Below are 15,985 nucleotides of genomic sequence, written 5' to 3'. Positions count from 1 at the left end.
ACTCCGCAAAAAAGCAAAGAAGGCCGGGGAGAAAATTTGGAGTCCGCTCGTCATGAAAAAGGCTTTGCCCAATAAATTCATGGAGATTTCCGGAAAAAATTTTTTCCGCGCGGGCTTCTTTTGCCCGGCGCACGGGCATACGGCTCCGGCACTTTTGCCGCGAACAATCTGCAAAAATGCCTGTCTGCGTTTTGGCTCCGCGCGTTTGGCGGGGTCAGGATGCGCCGCGCAGTCGGCGCGTCAGTGGTTCCAGAATGCCGGGGGCAAAAAGGCGGGCCAGGGGCAGGAACAACACAACAAAAACACACCCTCCGGCGGCCAGCGCCAGAGCGGCGGTGAGGGGGGGCGGCAGATGGACGCCGCGCTGCACCGCGTCGGAAAGCAGCAGGGCGGCCGCCGCGCCCGGCAGGGAGCACAAGGTTGCCCGCAATCCCAGCCCAGCCAGCCCGGTCAGAGCGCCGGAACCCTGGCGGCGTATCCAGATGGCCGTGAGCCAGAGCGTATACAGGCTGACGCTCGCGGCGGATACGGTTGCAATGGCCCAGGCCCCGCGCGGGGCTGCCCAGAAAAAGTATACGGGCAGGCAGAGGAGGGTCATGGCCGTGCCGGTGACGGCGGGAGTCAGGGTGTCGGCGTGGGCGTAGTAGGCGCGCACCAGTACCATGTAGAGTATCCAGAAAGGCGCAGAGGCCAGCATGATGCGGGTCAGGGGAGCGGCTGCCAGTGTCTGCGCGGGGCCAAAGCGGCCGCCCTCGAAGATCAGCCCGAGAATGGGCCAGGCCGTGGCCGCCATGCACAGGGCGCAGGGGATGATCAGCCCCAGGCTCGCGCGCAGGGCCGCATGCAGGGTCTGGTCAAAGCGTTGGGCATCGCCCTGGGCCAGCAGGGACACCAGAAAGGGATAGGATGCCACGGCTGCGGCCTGCCCCACCAGGCCCACCGGAACCTGCGCGATGCGGCGGGCATAGTTGAGCAGGCTCACAGCCCCTTCTCCGGCCATGCTGCCGAAAACGCGCAGGAATTGTTCGTCCAGCATCATGATGGTCTGGCCCAGCATGAGGGGCAGCGCCGTGAGCAGAAAAGTGCCCATGAGCGGATGCCGCCAGACCGGCGCAATCCACAGGCCGCCCTTGGCTGCCACCCGCAGGGGCAGGGCGAAAGCGCCCAGGGCCGCGCCCAGGGTCACGCCCACGCAATAGCCCGTCATGCCGTCCATGCGTCCCCACAGGCTTTGGGGCAAAAGGGCGCGCACCCAGGGCAGGCTGTCCAGCCAGGGCAGAAGCAGGCCCAGAGCGATGATGCTGCCGTTGTAGACCAGGGGAGCCAGCGCAGGAACCCGGAACTGCCGCCGCATGAAGAGCAGGGCTGTGACGCAGGCCCCGCAGAGAAAAAAAACCTGTGCGGGCAGGATGATGCGCATGAACAGGGCCAGCCGCTGGCACTGCTCCGGGGTAAATCCCGGAGCCGTCAGGCGCGCCAGCCACGGTGCGGCGCACATGGCTGCCAGAGTCAGGGCCAGGGAGGCCGCAGCCATCCAGCAGAAAACACAGGAGAAAAATCGCCAGGCGTCTGCGGCATCCTCCTGAAAGCGGCGGGTCAGCAGGGGAATGATGGTGATGGACATGAAGCCGCCGGCCAGCAGATAGTTGATGGCGTCAGGCAGCACAAATGCGGCAAAATACAGATCCGCCTCTCCGCCCGCGCCGAACTGCCAGGAGATGATCTTGTCGCGCACAAGGCCCATGACGCGGGAAAGCACGGTGCTGGCGGCCAGCAGCAGGGCTGCCGCGCCCATGCTCTGGCGTGTGCCGAGCAAACTCATCGGCCGCGCCTCCCTGTGCCGGAGCCTCGAGCGGCGCGCTGCCGGGATCTGCGGGCGCGTGCTTGTTCCGGCCGTTTTTTGCCCCGTTTTTCGTGCCCTGCCCTGCGCCCTGCACGCCTGCCGCCCTTGACAGGTTCGGGCAATTCCAGAGGCATGAGGCGGATTTCCAACCGCCCCAAACTGACATGGGACAAGATCACCTCAAGGCTCTGACCCATGCGCCATGCCACGCCCGAATGCCGCCCTGTCAGGCTCATGGCGCGCGCATCAAAGTCATAATAGTCATCGCCCAGATCCTCGGTGCGGATCATGCCCTCCACCGGCATGAGCGCAAGCTCCACAAAAATGCCGAAATGCGTGACGCCCGCAATCACTCCCCGGAAGCGTTCGCCCGCGTGCGGCAGCAGGGCCAGGCAGCCCATGCGCCGCTCCATCTCGCGCTCGCAGGCCATGGCCGCCCGCTCGCACTTGTTGATCCCCTCGGCCACGCGCCGGAGCTTTTCGCCTGCCGGGAGCGCACCGGCGGGCACGCCCAGAGCGGTCTTCAGCGCCCGATGGGTCAAAAGGTCGGCATAGCGGCGGATGGGAGAGGTAAAATGGCAATATGCCTGTGAGGCCAGGCCGAAATGTCCTTCATTGTCAGGTTGGTAGCGGGCCTGGGGCATGGCCCGCAGGCAGAGTCTGCTGACCGGAAATTCCTTTTCCGTGCCCTTTGCCCTGTCCAGCACATCCCGCAGGCGGGCGGCGTTGCGTCCTTGTGGTTCAAGACCCGCCGCAGCCAGACTGTCAAAAAGGGATCGGAGGCGGTCGGCATCGGGGCGGGGATGTACGCGGTAGAGAAAGGGCAGCTCCGCGTCCCGCAGGCGGCGCGCCACAGCCTCGTTGGCCGCGATCATGAATTCCTCCACAAGGCGGTGAATGTCGTGGCGCTGGCGGTGCCCCATCCAGACAACGCGCCCGGCCTCATCCGTGCGGCAGGCGGCTTCGGGCAAATCGAGATCCAGACTGCCGCGCCGCGCGCGGGTCTGACGCAACAGGGCGGCCAGAGCCAGGGCTTGTTCCAGCATGTCCAGCACTGCCTGCCCGTCCGGCTGTCCGGTCAGGAGCGCTAGAGCATCCGGTTTTTTGTCCAGCAGGCAGTCTTTGAGCTCATCGTAGGTCAGCCGCGCGGCCGAGCGCATGACCGCCGGGGAAAAGCGGGCCTCTCCCGGCGTCCCGTCGGCGGAAAAGGGAATGCCGACCAGCATTGCCAACCGGTCCTCGCCGGGCCGCAGGCTGCACAGATCGTTGGAGAGTGCGGGCGGCAGCATGGGCTCGACAGACAGGGGAAAATACCAGGAGTTGCCGCGCGTTTGCGCTTCGCCGTCCAGAGCGCCGGGGCGGCCCTCGCCGCGCGGGCGCACATAGTGGCTCACATCGGCGACAGCCACCCGCAGAAACCAGCCGTTCGGAGTGCGCTCCACATGAATGGCGTCGTCAAAGTCGCGCGCGTCTTCTCCGTCAATGGTCACCAGCGGGAAGCGGCGCAGGTCTTCGCGCCCGTGCAGGTCTTCCTGCCGGAAGACGCGGGGCAGGGCCGCAGCCTCGGCCAGCGCGGCCCCGGAAAAGTCGCGCGGGGCCTGGTGGTTGACCTTGACCAGTTCTTCCTGCACGGCCATGCTGTCTTCATGGCCGTAGTCCCCGAGGATGCGGGCGCTCCAGAGGTCGGAGGCCAGTTGTTTTTCCGGAGCCAGAAGAAGCAGCGCGCCCTGTCGGGGCAGTTCCCCGTCGGGAACATCCACGCTGAAGGCAACGGGCAGGCGGCTGTCCGCCGGACGGCAAAAGAGCTTGCGCCCCGTGCGCATCTGCACATGGGCGGGGACTTCCGTGAGCGTGCGTTCCTCCACAGCCACAATGCGCCCCTCGGGAGACGGGCCGTGCCCCTTGCCCGGCATGAGGGCCACACGCACAATGTCCTTGTGCCAGGCATCGCCTGTCTGGCCGACGGGAATATGCACGTCCCGCGCGTCCGGGCCTTTGCGGGAACGGACGCCGGGGCGTGCTGTCCGCAGCGGGGTGACGAATCCTCCCCCCCCGCTCAGCGCGCTGAAGCGCCCGGTCAGGTTTTCGAGTTTGTCCGGCAATGTCCAGAGCCCCCCGCGCAGACGCAGGAGGCGGTGGTGCGCGGCCAGCAGGTACAGGCTTTCTTCCAGGTTTTTTTTGTCCCGCCGGGGCAGGTCAAGGGCGCGCAGCAGGGCATCTGTGCGTGCGGGGCGGTTCAGGGCGGCCACAGCCCGCAAGACTTCTTCTGCGGAAGGGAAGGGTGGGCGAAAGCCCCGGCCTTCGCCCACCCGCCGTTACGTTCGCGATGGCGCGTTTTTTGCGGATTCCCTAGTCGCGGTTTCCGCCGAACAGGCGCAGCATCATCAGGAAAAGATTGATAAAATCAAGATACAGGGTCAGCGCCCCCAGAATGGCTCCGCGCCGGATGGCGGTTCCGTCGTCCAGGGGAGCATTTTCGCCGAACTGGCGCAGCTTCTGCGTGTCATAGGCCGTAAGCCCGGTGAAAATGAGCACGCCCAGGCAACTGATGATGAAGTCCATCATGCTGCTCTGGAGGAAGATGTTGACCACCATGGCAATGAGCAGGCCGACAAGGCCCATGAACAGAAAGCTGCCCATGGCCGTGAGGTCGCGCCGGGTCACTGTGCCGTAGACCGACATGGCCAGAAAGGTGCCTGTGGTGACCAGAAAGGCGTTGGCAATGGAGGCCACCGGATAGACAACAAAAATGGACGACAGCGTGGCGCCTGTCACGGCGGAGTAGAGCAGAAACAGACCCGTGGCTGTGCTGGCGGACATTTTGTGGACTGCGGCCGAAAGAGCGATGACCAGACCGAACTGGGCCACCACCATGAGAATGAGCACCAGGGTGTTGCCGAAAATGGCCTGCTGGATGGCGGGCGATCCGGCCACCGCAAAGGCCACCACTGTGGTCAGGGCCAAACCGGCGGTCATCCACTGGTAGACCTGGCGCATGAAAACGGAAGCGACGCTTCTGACGCCGCTTTGGGCGACTGTGGACGTATTGGGCATGGTATCCTCCGAAAAACTGTTGAAAACCTGCGGCCGGGGAGTATCTTCCTGTCCGCGTTTTTCACATATATATGAACGTGCGGCGTTTTAGCAAGGGTTTCTGCGCGCCGGGCTTTTGCCTGTCCTGGCCTTCCGCTCCTTGCTGGCCGGAGCGGCCCGTGCTAGGATGCGCTCCGGCGTATTTGCCGCGTACACATACCCGCACGGAGGCGGAGAATGAAAACTGTCGGTCTGGCGCGCATTGCCGCGCTGCTTTTTTGCCTTGCCCTTCCCCTGTTTTTGCCCCACCCTGTCCGGGCGGCCTCGCCCGACCCGGTGATCCGTCTGGAAACCTCGCACGGTGACATTGTGCTGCGGCTTGACGCGCGCAAAGCTCCCATCAGCGCGGCCAATTTTGTCCAGTATGTGAAGGCGGGTTTTTACGACGGGACGATTTTTCACCGCGTCATCAAGGATTTCATGATTCAGGGCGGCGGCTTCACCGCAGAGATGAAGCAGAAGGAAACCCGCGCCCCCATACGCAACGAGGCGGACAACGGGCTGAAAAACGCCAAGTACACCATTGCCATGGCCCGCACTTCGGATCCGCATTCGGCCACGGCCCAGTTTTTCATCAATTCCAGGGACAATGCCTTTCTTGACTTCAAGTCCCAGACGCCGCAGGGCTGGGGCTATGCCGTGTTCGGCAAGGTGGTTCAGGGCCAGGATGTGGTGGACAGGATTGCCGGAGTCAAAACGGGCAAAAAGGGCTTTCATGACGATGTGCCCCTGGAAACCGTGCTGATCAAAAAGGCAGTGGTGCAGGAATAAGCGTGCTGCAAGGCCCGCCGGTTTTCCCGGTATTTGCATCCCCCGGAGCCTCGCCGGGGGATTTTTGCTGCCCGCGCGCAAAGCGGAGCCGCGCATCTCGCGCGCGCCTATGCCTGCCGTGTCGCAAAAATTTTCATGCGCCGCGCTGCAAGATGGCAAATGGCCACGGCCAGCGCGTCAGAAGCGTCCAGCGGCCAGCGGGCGTCCCTGACATTGAGCAGACGCCGGGCCATGAAGGCCACCTGCTCTTTTTCTGCCCGGCCTTCGCCCACCAGAGACTTTTTGACCACCGTGGGCGTGTAGTCATTGATGACAAGCCCGTGGGCCGCGCAGGCCGCCACAGCCACCCCCCGCGCCTGGCCGAGCTTCAGGGCGCTGGCCGCATTTTTTGCGGTAAAAACCTGTTCGATGGCGGCTTCCTGCGGTTGCAGGCGCTCCAGCAGGTGAAAAAGCTCGCGGTAGATATGGGCCAGCCTTTCGGAAAACTCCTGTCCGGCCGCGCTGGCGCGCACCACGCCGCAGTCCACCAGACGCAGCGTCCCCGAAACCTCCTGCACCACACCCCAGCCTGTGCGCTGGGAGCCGGGATCAATGCCGATAACGGTGACAGGCGGCACAGCAGACCTCACAGCAGAAAGGAAGTGATAACGTAATCTGCGGCCAGAATAAGCACGCAGGAGATGACCACTGCCGAGGTGGTGGCATTGCCCACGGCCTCCGGCCCCATGCTGTCGCGCCTCTTGTCCGCAGTATAGCCCTGACGGCAGCAGACAGTGGTCACAAGCAGGGCGAAGACCAGCGCCTTGAGAAAACCGCCGCCGATGTCCGTAAGCGTGAGGGCGCTGGAAATGCGGTAAAAATAGGCGCCTTCGTTGATGTTGAGCATGAGGACGCCCGTGAGATAGCCTCCGAAAATGCCGACAACGTCAAAAATGGCGGTGAGCAGGGGAAAGCAGATGGCCGCAGCCAGCAGGCGCGGACTGACCAGATAGCCCATGGAATTGATGTCCATGACATCCAGGGCGTCGATCTGGTCTGTGATGCGCATGACGCCGATTTCTGCGGCCATGGAGGATCCGGCGCGCCCCGTGAGCATGATGGCCGTCAGCACCGGCCCCAGTTCGCGCACAAGGCTCAGGGATACGGCCGATCCCAGCATGCCCACGGAGCCGAACTGCACAAGGGTGTAGTAGCCCTGCAAGCCCAGCACCATACCGCAGAAAAGACCGATGAGCAGGATAAGAAAAAGGGATTTGGAGCCGATGACATATATCTGGTGCAGAGTGCGCGGAAAAATTCTGGGGCCGGAAAAAATCTGGAGCAGACCCTCCAGAAAGAAGAGAGCCGTACCGCCCAGAGCATCAATGCCGCGCAGGCAGGGGCGGCCCATCAGGCGGAGAAAGTGTCCGGGGCATGGCATGGCGTTCCTCAGCGGTTGTTTTTGCGGCCTGTCACGGATTTTTTGGATTCCAGCAGGGGAGTGCCCAGATTCATGCGCTTCAGCTCTTCCCGCAGGCGGGAAGCATCGTTGTCCGAGCCCCGCAGCCTGACCCTGACCATGTGCAGCCTGCCGCTTTGCCAGACCTGGGCGCGCAAGCCCTTTTCTTCCAGCTTCCGGCGCAGTTTGGCGGCATCCCCGGGATTTTTGAAGGCAGCCACCTGATAGACAAAATCATGCTGGGCCAAGGGCGGAACTGCCTCTGCGGCGCGGGCGGGGGTGCCCTCCTTGCGGGGAGGAGAGCCCGGAACAGGGCCGGGATCTGCCGGGGCCGGAGCGGCGGCTTTGTGGCCCCAGGCTTCCAGAGCCTGGCCAGTGGGGCGCGCAGAGGACGGGGCGGGTTTTTCTGCTGTCGAGCCAGGTGGCGGAGTCGCCGGAGTTTCCGGAGTCGCCGGGGGAGACTGCGGGTCCTGCGGGGGGGCTTGTGGCGGGCTTTCCTGCGGCGGCGTTTCTGCGGGCCGGGAGGGTTGGAAAATGCCCGCCATCTGTTCCACGCGCGCTTCGGGGTTCTGGCCTCGTCCCACCATGAAGCCCATGAAAAAAGCCCAGCCCACGGCTGCGATCAGAGCCGTGGCGGCAAGGATGGTCATGGGCCTGCTCAGGCGCAGCGTGGAGTCGCGCTGCGGGGGCGGGGCAGAGGCTTTGGAGCGGGGTTTTCGCAGGGGACCGGCCATATGTTTCCTTGCGCGTTTCCAGGCGGGTTTTTTGCGCGGTTTGCCGACATTTTGGGCTACATGGCGTCCGGCGCGCCGACTCCCAGCACGTCCAGGCCGTTTCGCAGCACCTGCCGTATGGCGCGCAGCAGGGCCAGACGGGCCAGACTGCGCTCTTCGTCCTCGGGCAACAGAACCTGATGCCGGGCATAATAGCTGTGCAGCAGGCCGGAGAGTTCCGTGAGATAGTGGCTCACATGGTGCACGCTGAGGGCGCGCGCGGCCTGGGCCAGCATGTCCTCGAAGGCGGCTGCCTTGCGTAGCAGGGCCATGTCCTCCGGTGTGTCCAGAGCCGCGAGCAGGCGGGGATCTGTGGCGGCCGGCAATGTGATGCCGCGCTCTCCCGCACGGCGCAACACCGCACAGATGCGCGCGTGGGCGTACTGCACGTAATAGACGGGGTTGTCCATACTGCGCTGTTTGACCAGTTCGAGGTCAAAATCCAGGGGACTGTCGCTCTTGCGCGAAAGAAACATGAAGCGCGCTGCGTCCGTACCCACTTCCTTGATGACATCGGCCAGGGTTTCAAAGGTGCCCGCGCGTGTGGACATGCTCACGGGTTTTCCGTTGCGCAGCAGGTTCACCAGTTGGATGAGCACCACGTCAAAACTTTCCCCGGCTTTGCCCATGGCCGTGATTGCGGCGCGCATGCGCGGAATGTAGCCGTGGTGGTCCGCGCCCCAGACGTCGATGAGCCAATCGTACCCGCGGCGGAACTTGTCGTGGTGGTAGGCGATGTCCGAGGCAAAGTAGGTCAGGCTGCCGTCGGATTTGCGCAGCACACGGTCTTTGTCGTCCCCCAGCGCTTGGGTGGCAAACCAGAAGGCTCCATCCTGCTCACGGGTGTGCCCGTTGGCGGTCAGGGCGGCAAAAGCCGCGTCCACGGCGCCGTCTTCCACCAGGGTTTTTTCCGAAAACCAGTTCTGGTGCTCCACGCGAAAGTCGGCGAGGTCGGCCTTGATGCCTTCCAGAATGGCGTTCATGGCGAAATCATAGCAGCGGTCCTGCCCCTGGTCTTCGGGCATGTCGGGCAGGTTGGGGTCAGCGTCCAGCATGGTGCGGGCAAGCTGGACAATGTATTCGCCCCGGTAAAAATCTTCGGGAAAAACCACATCCCGCCCGGCCAGTTCCCTGACGCGCAGCCAGACAGAAAGGCCCAGCAGGCGCATCTGGCGGCCGGCATCGTTGATATAATATTCGGTATGCACCTCATGCCCCACCGCGCGCAGCAGGCGGGTCAGGCTGTCGCCCACAGCCGCGCCGCGCCCGTGCCCCACATGCAGGGGGCCTGTGGGGTTGGCCGAAACATATTCCAGAAGGATGCGGCGGGGATTTTGCTCCGCGCTCCGCCCCCAGCCTTCTCCGGCGGCTTCGATATCCGTCACGATACGCTGCCAGAATCCGGGACTGAAGGTCACATTGCAAAAGCCCGGCCCGGCGGCTTCGGCCTTCTGCAGGTCGGGGCAGCGTTCAAGGAGCTTGCGGGCAAAAAGCTGCGCCAGTTCGCGGGGGGGGACCCCGGCTTCCTTTGCCAGCAGCATGGCGGCATTGACGGAGAGGTCGCCGTGCCTGGGGTCGCGCGGCGGCTCGATGACGGTTTTGGAGGGCCATGCCAGCCCTTTTTCCGTGAGAATGCCCATGAGGGCCGTGCGCAGAGTATCAATGGCACGCATAGTGTGTCCTTGGCAGGAATATGGAATGGCGGAAGAACCTCAGCCGTTCCGGGGGGCGAAATCCGCTACGTTTTGGGCGTTGCTGACCAACTCCACTGTCAGATCTTCGGCGGCTGCGTCCGCAAGGCAGGGAGCCACCATTTTGCCCAGAACAGCCTTGGGGCCGAGCTCCAGCCAGTGCCGCGCACCGTCCGCGTACTGGTTGCGCACGGTTTCGGTCCAGCGTACCGGGGAAGTCATTTGCGCGAGCAGGCTTTCCCGCGCGCTTTCCCCGTCAGTGACGGCTTTGCCGTGCAGGTTGCAGTAGACGGGAAATCTGGGCTTGCTCCAGACGGCCCTGTTCAGGTGCGGGGCCAGTTCCCTGTTGGCGGCATCCATCATGGGGCTGTGAAATGCGCCGCTGACCTTGAGTTCCACGCCCCGGCCCTTGCGTTCCCTGGCCTTCTGGCAGGCCAGCTGCACTGCGACCCTGGCCCCGCTGATGACCAATTGGGCGGGGGTATTGTAATTGGCGACAATCAGGAGCAAACCGGTTTCGGCAACAGTTTCGCGGACCACGTCTTCCACGGCGTCCTGCTCCATCTTGAGCAGGGCGGCCATGCCCCCCTGGCCCTGGGGGTCGGCTTCGGCCATGAGGCGGCCGCGCAGGGAGGCGAGGGACAGGACGCTTTCGGGCGAAAGCACGCCAGCGGCCGCCAGGGCGCTCAGTTCGCCCAGGCTGTGGCCTGCGGCCCCGCACACGGCGGCGCGGGAGCACACTGCCTGCCAGAGAGCGAGGTTGACCACGGTCAGGGCGGGTTGCAGGGCGCGGGTATCGCTCATGGCCTGCTCATCCCCTTCCCAGAAAATTTCACGCAGGGGCAGACCGCTGGCCCGTTCGCCCAGCTTCCAGAGGTTCATGGCATCGGCCGAGGTTTCGGCCAGATCACGGCCCATGCCCGGCTCCTGTGAGCCCTGGCCGGGAAAAAGCAGTACGGCGTGCGTCATGGGCGACCTTCCTTGCGGCGGCATTGCTTCGGCCCCGGCGAACGGGGCATTTTTGCTCAAGCCGCATTTGTACGTTATCGGGGCGGGGCTTGCAAGTGCCGGGGAGCGGAGCTATGAACGGGCGTATACGGCCTTGCGGCCGAAAAATTCGAGCGGACGGCAGATGGCGAACATGGGGCAAAAAGCGGTGGACAGGGCGGAACTGGCCCGCCTGATCCGGGATACGGGCATCAAAATGCCGCAGGATGTGCTGGAGCCGCTGGCACTTTATCTGGAAATGCTGGCCGGGTGGAACAGGGCCATGAATCTTGTGGGCTTTGATGCTTGGCAGGACATTTTTGTCCGCCTGGTTGCGGACAGTTTTCATCTTGCCCGTTTTCTGGACAGTCTGCCCCTGCCCGACGCTCCCCTGACCTGGGATCTGGGGGCCGGTGCGGGCCTGCCGGGGATCCCCCTGCGCATGGTCTGGAGCCGGGGGGACTACCATATGGTGGAACGGCGCGAAAAAAGGGCGCTTTTTCTTTCTACTGCCCTGGCCCGCCTGCGTCTGCCCCGCACCCATGTCTGCCGGGGCGCGGTGGAAGATTTTTTTCGGGAGCAAGCGTCTTGTGCCCACTGTATTTTGAGCCGGGCTTTTTTGCCCTGGCGGAAACTCCTTGACCTGACCCGCGCGCATCTTCATGAGGAGGGCGTGCTGGTCATTCTGGCCCGCGCGCCGGAACAGGAGGAGCCGCCCGCGCCCTGGCGCTGCATTGCACAGCATGCCTATATGGCGGACGGCAAAGAACGCTGGTTCCGGGCGCTCTGCCACGGGCCTGCCGTTTGCGCGCGGGGAGCGGGGCATGGCAACGGTTGAAAGGCATGTTTCCCGGCTTGCGCCCTCTGCGCGCAACTACTGGCTGCGGGGCCTGCTGCTGGGGCTGGTCACTATGGCTCTGGCCTTTGGCCTGCGCATGCTGGAATTGCCCTGCTGGCAGAATCCCGAATACCGTTTGGGCGACCAGTGGCTTCTGGCCACGCACGATGCCTACCATTGGGTAGCAGGGGCCGAGGGTTTTGGTCTGGCCGCGGGGCATCCCATGGCCGAGATGCTGCGGTTGCTCTCTTCCGCGCTGGGCACCTTTCCGGCGGCGGTGGCATTCTGGTTTCCTCCGGTGCTGGCCTCTCTGGTGGCGGTCATTGTTTTTGCCTGGGTATGGGCGCTGGGCAGCATGGAGGCGGGCGTGGCGGCCGGCATACTCGCATCGCTGGCTCCGGGTTTTTTGGCCCGCACCCTGCTCGGGTATTATGACACGGATCTGGTAACCCTTTTTTTTCCCCTGCTCATGACGCTGGTTCCGGCCAGTTGGGCCATGCGCCACATGCTCCTGCCGCGCATGGTATTGCGGCGTCTGGCCCTGTCGTCAGGGCTTGTGAGCGTGCGCCGTCTGTTGCGGGGGGAGCGCGCGGATCTGGTCTGCCCGCCGCTTTTGGGGCAGGAAGACCATCTGGGCGACCCTCTGCGCCCACGGTGGATTATGCTGCTGGCCTGTTCCGGGCTGGTGTCCTGGTGGACGCAGGAATGGCATTCGGTTTTTCCCTATCTCATCCGCTACAATGTCTGCCTGCTGGCGTTCATGAGTCTGGTCATGGCGCCGCGCGGGCAGCGTGTCCTTTTGCTGTTGGGCAGTCTGGCCTATGCCCTGCCCACGCTGACAGGGCCTGTGGGGCTGGTTTTGGGCCTCCTTCCGGCGCTGGGCAAAATCAGGGGCGGCCAGCGGCTGCGCAACCTGCTCCGGCAGCCGTGGTTCTGCGCCCTGCTGTGGGGGGGCGTGGCCCTGTTGCTGGCACGGGGAGAAATTGTGGAGACCGTGCTGAACCACATCAATGCCTACCTCAAGCATTCCGGCGACCTGAAGGTGACCGGCCAGGGGCACATGCTGACCTACCCTTCGGTGGCGCAGTCCATCATCGAGGTGCAGGACTTGAGCTTTGTGGAACTGCTGCCCTATTTCCACCCCTGGATGGAAGCCGGTCTTGTTGGTCTTGCCGGGTTTTTTGTGGTGCTGCTGCGCAGACCCGGTGCCCTTTTTCTGCTGCCGCTGGCTGCTCTGGGGCTTTTGAGCACCAAGATGGGCGGGCGTATGGTCATGTTCGGCGCTCCTGTGGTGGCCATGGGGCTGACTCTGCCTCTTTTCTGGCTTGTGCAGCGCCTTGTGCGGGAAAATCTGCGCGGCGCGGGGGCAGGCTTTCTGACCAGCGGTCTTTTGCTGGTGGCCTTGGTATTGCCCATTGTGGACATCATTCCCGCCATGTCCCAGGGGCCCATCATAAACCGCCGCCATGCCGAAGCCCTGAGCCGCGTCCGGACGATGACGCCCGAGGATTCCGTCCTCTGGCTCTGGTGGGACTGGGGCTATGCTGCCCACCACTTTGCCCGCCGGGCGGTCATTGCCGACGGCGCGCAGCATGCCGGCCCTTCGCTCTATCTGCCAGCGGCGGTCTTTGCCGCCGACAATCCGCGCTTTGCGCGGCAGCTTATCCGCCTGACCGCCCTGAAGGGCAACGAGCCGGGCAAGGTTTTTGAGGGTATGGGCGGGCAGGAGGCCCAGGAGCTCATGGACAGTCTGCGTTCGTCCCGGACGCCGCTGCTGGAAGCCAGGGGGCGGCAGTTTGTGGTGGTGAGCTTCGAGATGCTGCGGCTGGGTTTCTGGATCAGCAATTTCGGCAACTGGAACTTTGTTTCCCGCTCCGGAGAGGGCGGCGCGCTGTCCATCGTGCCCCAGGCTCTGGCCTACAAGCTGGACACGGGTGAAGTCCGCCTTGACGGCAGCCTGAATTCTCTGGACGTTTCGTCCATCAGCGTGTTTGAAGAAACAGGGCTGACCCGCCGCGACTATATCCGGCAGTGGTTTGACAGCCATCCCGCGGCCGATGCCGGAGAACAGGAGAAATTTCTTGCCACGCGGCGCAATGTGAATTTTCTTTTCAACCGGGTGACGGACGAAAAGCTGGCCATGGACGCCGGACTGTACAATTCCGTCATGGTGCAGCTTTTGTTGGGTGATCCGCAGAATCCGCGCTTTTCGCCCTATTTCCGGCTGGTCTACGACAACGTGTTCGCCAGGATTTACGAAGTGCTGTGAGTCGGAACCAGGGTGTTTTTGACGTGTGATCCGCTCTGGTAGCCGGGTAACAGGAGATCAAGGCAGATCCGGAGGCTGCAAACTCCAGACAACGCGGTTTCTGCCGGTTTCCTTGGCGCGGTAGAGATGCTGGTCAGCGTCCCTGATGCCCGCTTGCAGCAGTTCCGTGAGGCACTGGGAATCGCTGCGCGGGGGGAGATCCCTGACGCCGAAACTTGCCGTAACCGTGACGGTTGCGTTGTCGGCAACAATGCTCATCTGTTCCACGGCCTGCCGCAGGCGTTCGGCGACCATGACGCCGTTTTGCAGGGCGGATCCGGGCAGAAGCAGCAGAAACTCCTCGCCGCCGTGGCGGCAGCAGATATCCATGGAGCGCAGGAAGGAGGTGATTTTTGCGGCAACAGCCTGCAATACGGTGTCGCCGCAGGCGTGACCATAGGTATCGTTGATTTTTTTGAAATGGTCCACATCCGCCATGATGACGCTTACGGGGGTGTTTTTCTCCACTGTGTGGCCCAGGGTGTCAATGGCCAGGGACAGAAAGGCGCGCCGATTGAGCAGGCCCGTGAGAGGATCCTTGCAGGAAAGTTCCTTGTACTTCTGGGACAGTTGCGTCAGGGCGGAAACGCTTTTGTCCAGTTCTTCCACCATGGTGTTGAAAGCTTCGGAAAAGTCGCCCATGAAGGCGGCACGGTGCTGGTATTCGCCCCTGGCCACGCGCTGCACCTGCCATGTCAGATGGCGCAGGTCGGATTGCAGGCTTTTGAGAGCGCCTGCCACAAAGCCCCTTTCCTTGCAGGAGTGGTGCAGATCTCCCTTGCACAGGGCGGAAACCATCTTTCTGATGCCCAGAAGCTGCCTGTGCAGATCGTCCATGCCTTCCACACGGCGCAGGGCATCGGGCAAGGGCTCGTTGTCCGGCGGGACGCGCATGAGCAGATCGAGCACGGCCCGCACGACATCTGCGGCCGAAGGTGCCGGAGGGAAGGAGACGGCGGGTGAAACAGGGTCTGTCATGCTGTCCTCAGTGCGGGTGCTTGCCCTGCCCTTCTTTGTCAACTCTTTGCTGTGATGCCAGATGTGCCGCTCAAATCGCGCACACCTTCTGCGCGAACACGGGATAACTTTTGTATTTTTATCTTCCAGATAAAATATCTATATATTCATTTATTATTCTTTTTCTATCGCACGTTTTGACAAGTATTTTTTTTAGCATGGATGAGTTCGGCATGTTTTTCTTTGCATCATCACAACTCATCTCGTTGGAGAAAAACAATGACATGACATATGCATCGCTTGAATAAACATTATTTTTTTGCGCATCATGTTTGCAGCATCTTTGTAGCAAGATAGAACTTCTTGTTCAGGATAATTTCTGTAATCATAAATTGCGCAAATAAATTGTCGTGCTTCCCATTTGCCCTGGACAGGTTTTAATGCTTCTATGGCTCCTGTATAATCTTTGTCAATCAAACGCATTTTAAATTTTTCATATCTGAAAATCATGTTTTCAGGTTTCAATTTCAGCCCGGAATCAATTAATTTTTCGTATTTTCTTTTTGTATCATGGTCAAAAAATTCACGTTCTGCAATTTTTTGCACATACGATTGCTGTTCCTTGAACAAGAAATGCCAATATAATTCTCTGGAAGAATAGGCTATGCAGGGTAATGCAAAAATAACCGATAGATAATAAATTTTTTTTTTCATATAGGGCATTGAGGCTCTACCCCAACAGTCACAAGGGTGTTTTTGGATCTGGCCTCAAACCGGCAGGTGCGGTCGCCCGTGCACCAGCAGTCGATTTCCCTGACCTCGAATTCCTTGCCGGTCTGGATGAAGAGCATTCCGGCAAGGAAGCCCTCGTCGTAGGTGCACAGGGTTTTGTCCAGGTCGGGCAGGCCGGAGCAGTCCAGGTCTTCCGCCACGGTGATGGTGTAGGAGGCGTTTTCCGTATCCGCCTTTTCCACCTTGAGGATGCCGATGCGCATGTCCAGCAGGGCTTTCTGGGCCGCGGTCGCAAAGCTGTCGAAGGTCGCGTGCCTGCCCACAAATTTTTCGCAAAAATGTTTTCCGGCCAGTTCTCCTGCCCGGTACATGATGCGGTCACAGCCTTCTGTTCCGTGGATCTGCTCCAGAATATCGCGCATGGTATAGTGAAAAATCCGGTAGGCTTCGATGCGCGTTGTATTGCCCAGATTGGGGCGGCCGTTTGCGGGGTCGCCCAGAAATTCCCAGGCAAATGCGTAGCGTCTTTCCGGCATGGTGTTTCCTGTTTTTGG

General features: G+C 62.2%; 14 protein-coding genes. 3 read left to right on the top strand and 11 right to left on the bottom strand.

What is annotated here, in order from left to right:
- Positions 1–214: 214 nt before the first annotated feature.
- The 3 genes from murJ to EII23_RS03310 all read right to left on the bottom strand — a co-directional run bounded on the left by murJ (position 215) and on the right by EII23_RS03310 (position 4,897).
- Positions 215–1,822, bottom strand: coding sequence for a murein biosynthesis integral membrane protein MurJ (gene murJ, locus EII23_RS03320; RefSeq protein WP_124791969.1), 1,608 nt, complete (start codon positions 1,820–1,822; stop codon positions 215–217).
- Entirely contained in the window at positions 1,819–4,092 is a 2,274-nt protein-coding gene (locus tag EII23_RS03315) for a ribonuclease R family protein (RefSeq protein WP_260424578.1), read from the bottom strand. The genes murJ and EII23_RS03315 overlap by 4 nt, the downstream gene beginning before the upstream one ends.
- Positions 4,093–4,192: 100 nt before the next feature.
- Positions 4,193–4,897 (bottom strand): Bax inhibitor-1/YccA family protein, encoded by a 705-nt coding sequence (locus tag EII23_RS03310; RefSeq protein WP_124791967.1) that lies wholly within the window; start codon positions 4,895–4,897, stop codon positions 4,193–4,195.
- A gap of 216 nt (positions 4,898–5,113) precedes the next feature.
- Between EII23_RS03310 and EII23_RS03305 the strand changes: the two genes are divergently transcribed.
- Positions 5,114–5,707 carry a peptidylprolyl isomerase gene (locus tag EII23_RS03305; RefSeq protein ID WP_124791966.1) on the top strand — a complete coding sequence of 198 codons (594 nt, stop codon included), beginning with the start codon at positions 5,114–5,116 and terminating at the stop codon, positions 5,705–5,707.
- A gap of 107 nt (positions 5,708–5,814) precedes the next feature.
- Here EII23_RS03305 and ruvC read toward each other — a convergent pair whose 3' ends face one another.
- Genes ruvC through EII23_RS03280 form a run of 5 tightly spaced genes read right to left on the bottom strand, consistent with a single transcriptional unit; the run spans position 5,815 to position 10,578 of the window.
- The gene (ruvC, locus tag EII23_RS03300; RefSeq protein WP_124791965.1) at positions 5,815–6,324 is read right to left on the bottom strand and encodes a crossover junction endodeoxyribonuclease RuvC; all 510 of its coding nucleotides are present in this window, start codon (positions 6,322–6,324) and stop codon (positions 5,815–5,817) included.
- A gap of 8 nt (positions 6,325–6,332) precedes the next feature.
- Complete coding sequence (locus EII23_RS03295) at positions 6,333–7,127, bottom strand: ABC transporter permease (RefSeq protein ID WP_124791964.1); 795 nt, start codon at positions 7,125–7,127, stop codon at positions 6,333–6,335.
- A gap of 8 nt (positions 7,128–7,135) precedes the next feature.
- Positions 7,136–7,879: an SPOR domain-containing protein gene (locus tag EII23_RS13570; RefSeq protein WP_124791963.1), complete on the bottom strand. Its 744-nt coding sequence runs from the start codon at positions 7,877–7,879 to the stop codon at positions 7,136–7,138.
- Between the two features lie 56 nt (positions 7,880–7,935).
- A complete protein-coding gene (argS, locus tag EII23_RS03285; RefSeq protein WP_124791962.1) occupies positions 7,936–9,591 on the bottom strand; it encodes an arginine--tRNA ligase in 1,656 nt (551 codons plus the stop codon).
- A gap of 39 nt (positions 9,592–9,630) precedes the next feature.
- Complete coding sequence (locus EII23_RS03280) at positions 9,631–10,578, bottom strand: ACP S-malonyltransferase (RefSeq protein ID WP_124791961.1); 948 nt, start codon at positions 10,576–10,578, stop codon at positions 9,631–9,633.
- Positions 10,579–10,750: 172 nt separating this feature from the next.
- Between EII23_RS03280 and EII23_RS03275 the strand changes: the two genes are divergently transcribed.
- Both EII23_RS03275 and EII23_RS03270 read left to right on the top strand, forming a co-directional pair.
- The gene (locus EII23_RS03275) at positions 10,751–11,434 is read left to right on the top strand and encodes a 16S rRNA (guanine(527)-N(7))-methyltransferase RsmG (RefSeq protein ID WP_124792042.1); all 684 of its coding nucleotides are present in this window, start codon (positions 10,751–10,753) and stop codon (positions 11,432–11,434) included.
- Entirely contained in the window at positions 11,421–13,703 is a 2,283-nt protein-coding gene (locus tag EII23_RS03270) for an STT3 domain-containing protein (RefSeq protein WP_124791960.1), read from the top strand. Before EII23_RS03275 ends, EII23_RS03270 begins: the two co-directional genes overlap by 14 nt.
- 57 nt (positions 13,704–13,760) lie before the next feature.
- Here EII23_RS03270 and EII23_RS03265 read toward each other — a convergent pair whose 3' ends face one another.
- The 3 genes from EII23_RS03265 to EII23_RS03255 all read right to left on the bottom strand — a co-directional run bounded on the left by EII23_RS03265 (position 13,761) and on the right by EII23_RS03255 (position 15,967).
- Positions 13,761–14,720 (bottom strand): GGDEF domain-containing protein, encoded by a 960-nt coding sequence (locus tag EII23_RS03265; protein WP_124791959.1) that lies wholly within the window; start codon positions 14,718–14,720, stop codon positions 13,761–13,763.
- Positions 14,721–14,957: 237 nt separating this feature from the next.
- A complete protein-coding gene (locus EII23_RS03260) occupies positions 14,958–15,422 on the bottom strand; it encodes a hypothetical protein (RefSeq protein ID WP_148091231.1) in 465 nt (154 codons plus the stop codon).
- Positions 15,410–15,967, bottom strand: a complete 558-nt coding sequence (locus EII23_RS03255; RefSeq protein ID WP_124792041.1) for a V4R domain-containing protein — start codon at positions 15,965–15,967, stop codon at positions 15,410–15,412. The genes EII23_RS03260 and EII23_RS03255 overlap by 13 nt, the downstream gene beginning before the upstream one ends.
- Between the last annotated feature and the right edge of the window lie 18 nt (positions 15,968–15,985).

Source organism: Desulfovibrio sp. OH1186_COT-070 (assembly GCF_003860215.1).
GTDB lineage: Bacteria > Desulfobacterota > Desulfovibrionia > Desulfovibrionales > Desulfovibrionaceae > Desulfovibrio.
Note: the sequence above shows the minus strand (reverse complement) of the source record. Positions and strands in the feature narration are given on the sequence as shown.

Bases quoted from the DNA above. Each gene is read 5' to 3' on its own strand.
- murJ (WP_124791969.1), bottom strand. From the start codon at position 1,822: ATGAGTTTGCTCGGCACACGCCAGAGCATGGGCGCGGCAGCCCTGCTG.
- EII23_RS03310 (WP_124791967.1), bottom strand. From the start codon at position 4,897: ATGCCCAATACGTCCACAGTCGCCCAAAGCGGCGTCAGAAGCGTCGCT.
- EII23_RS03305 (WP_124791966.1), top strand. From the start codon at position 5,114: ATGAAAACTGTCGGTCTGGCGCGCATTGCCGCGCTGCTTTTTTGCCTT.
- EII23_RS03295 (WP_124791964.1), bottom strand. From the start codon at position 7,127: ATGCCATGCCCCGGACACTTTCTCCGCCTGATGGGCCGCCCCTGCCTG.
- EII23_RS13570 (WP_124791963.1), bottom strand. From the start codon at position 7,879: ATGGCCGGTCCCCTGCGAAAACCCCGCTCCAAAGCCTCTGCCCCGCCC.
- argS (WP_124791962.1), bottom strand. From the start codon at position 9,591: ATGCGTGCCATTGATACTCTGCGCACGGCCCTCATGGGCATTCTCACG.
- EII23_RS03280 (WP_124791961.1), bottom strand. From the start codon at position 10,578: ATGACGCACGCCGTACTGCTTTTTCCCGGCCAGGGCTCACAGGAGCCG.
- EII23_RS03275 (WP_124792042.1), top strand. From the start codon at position 10,751: ATGGGGCAAAAAGCGGTGGACAGGGCGGAACTGGCCCGCCTGATCCGG.
- EII23_RS03270 (WP_124791960.1), top strand. From the start codon at position 11,421: ATGGCAACGGTTGAAAGGCATGTTTCCCGGCTTGCGCCCTCTGCGCGC.
- EII23_RS03265 (WP_124791959.1), bottom strand. From the start codon at position 14,720: ATGACAGACCCTGTTTCACCCGCCGTCTCCTTCCCTCCGGCACCTTCG.
- EII23_RS03260 (WP_148091231.1), bottom strand. From the start codon at position 15,422: ATGCCCTATATGAAAAAAAAAATTTATTATCTATCGGTTATTTTTGCA.
- EII23_RS03255 (WP_124792041.1), bottom strand. From the start codon at position 15,967: ATGCCGGAAAGACGCTACGCATTTGCCTGGGAATTTCTGGGCGACCCC.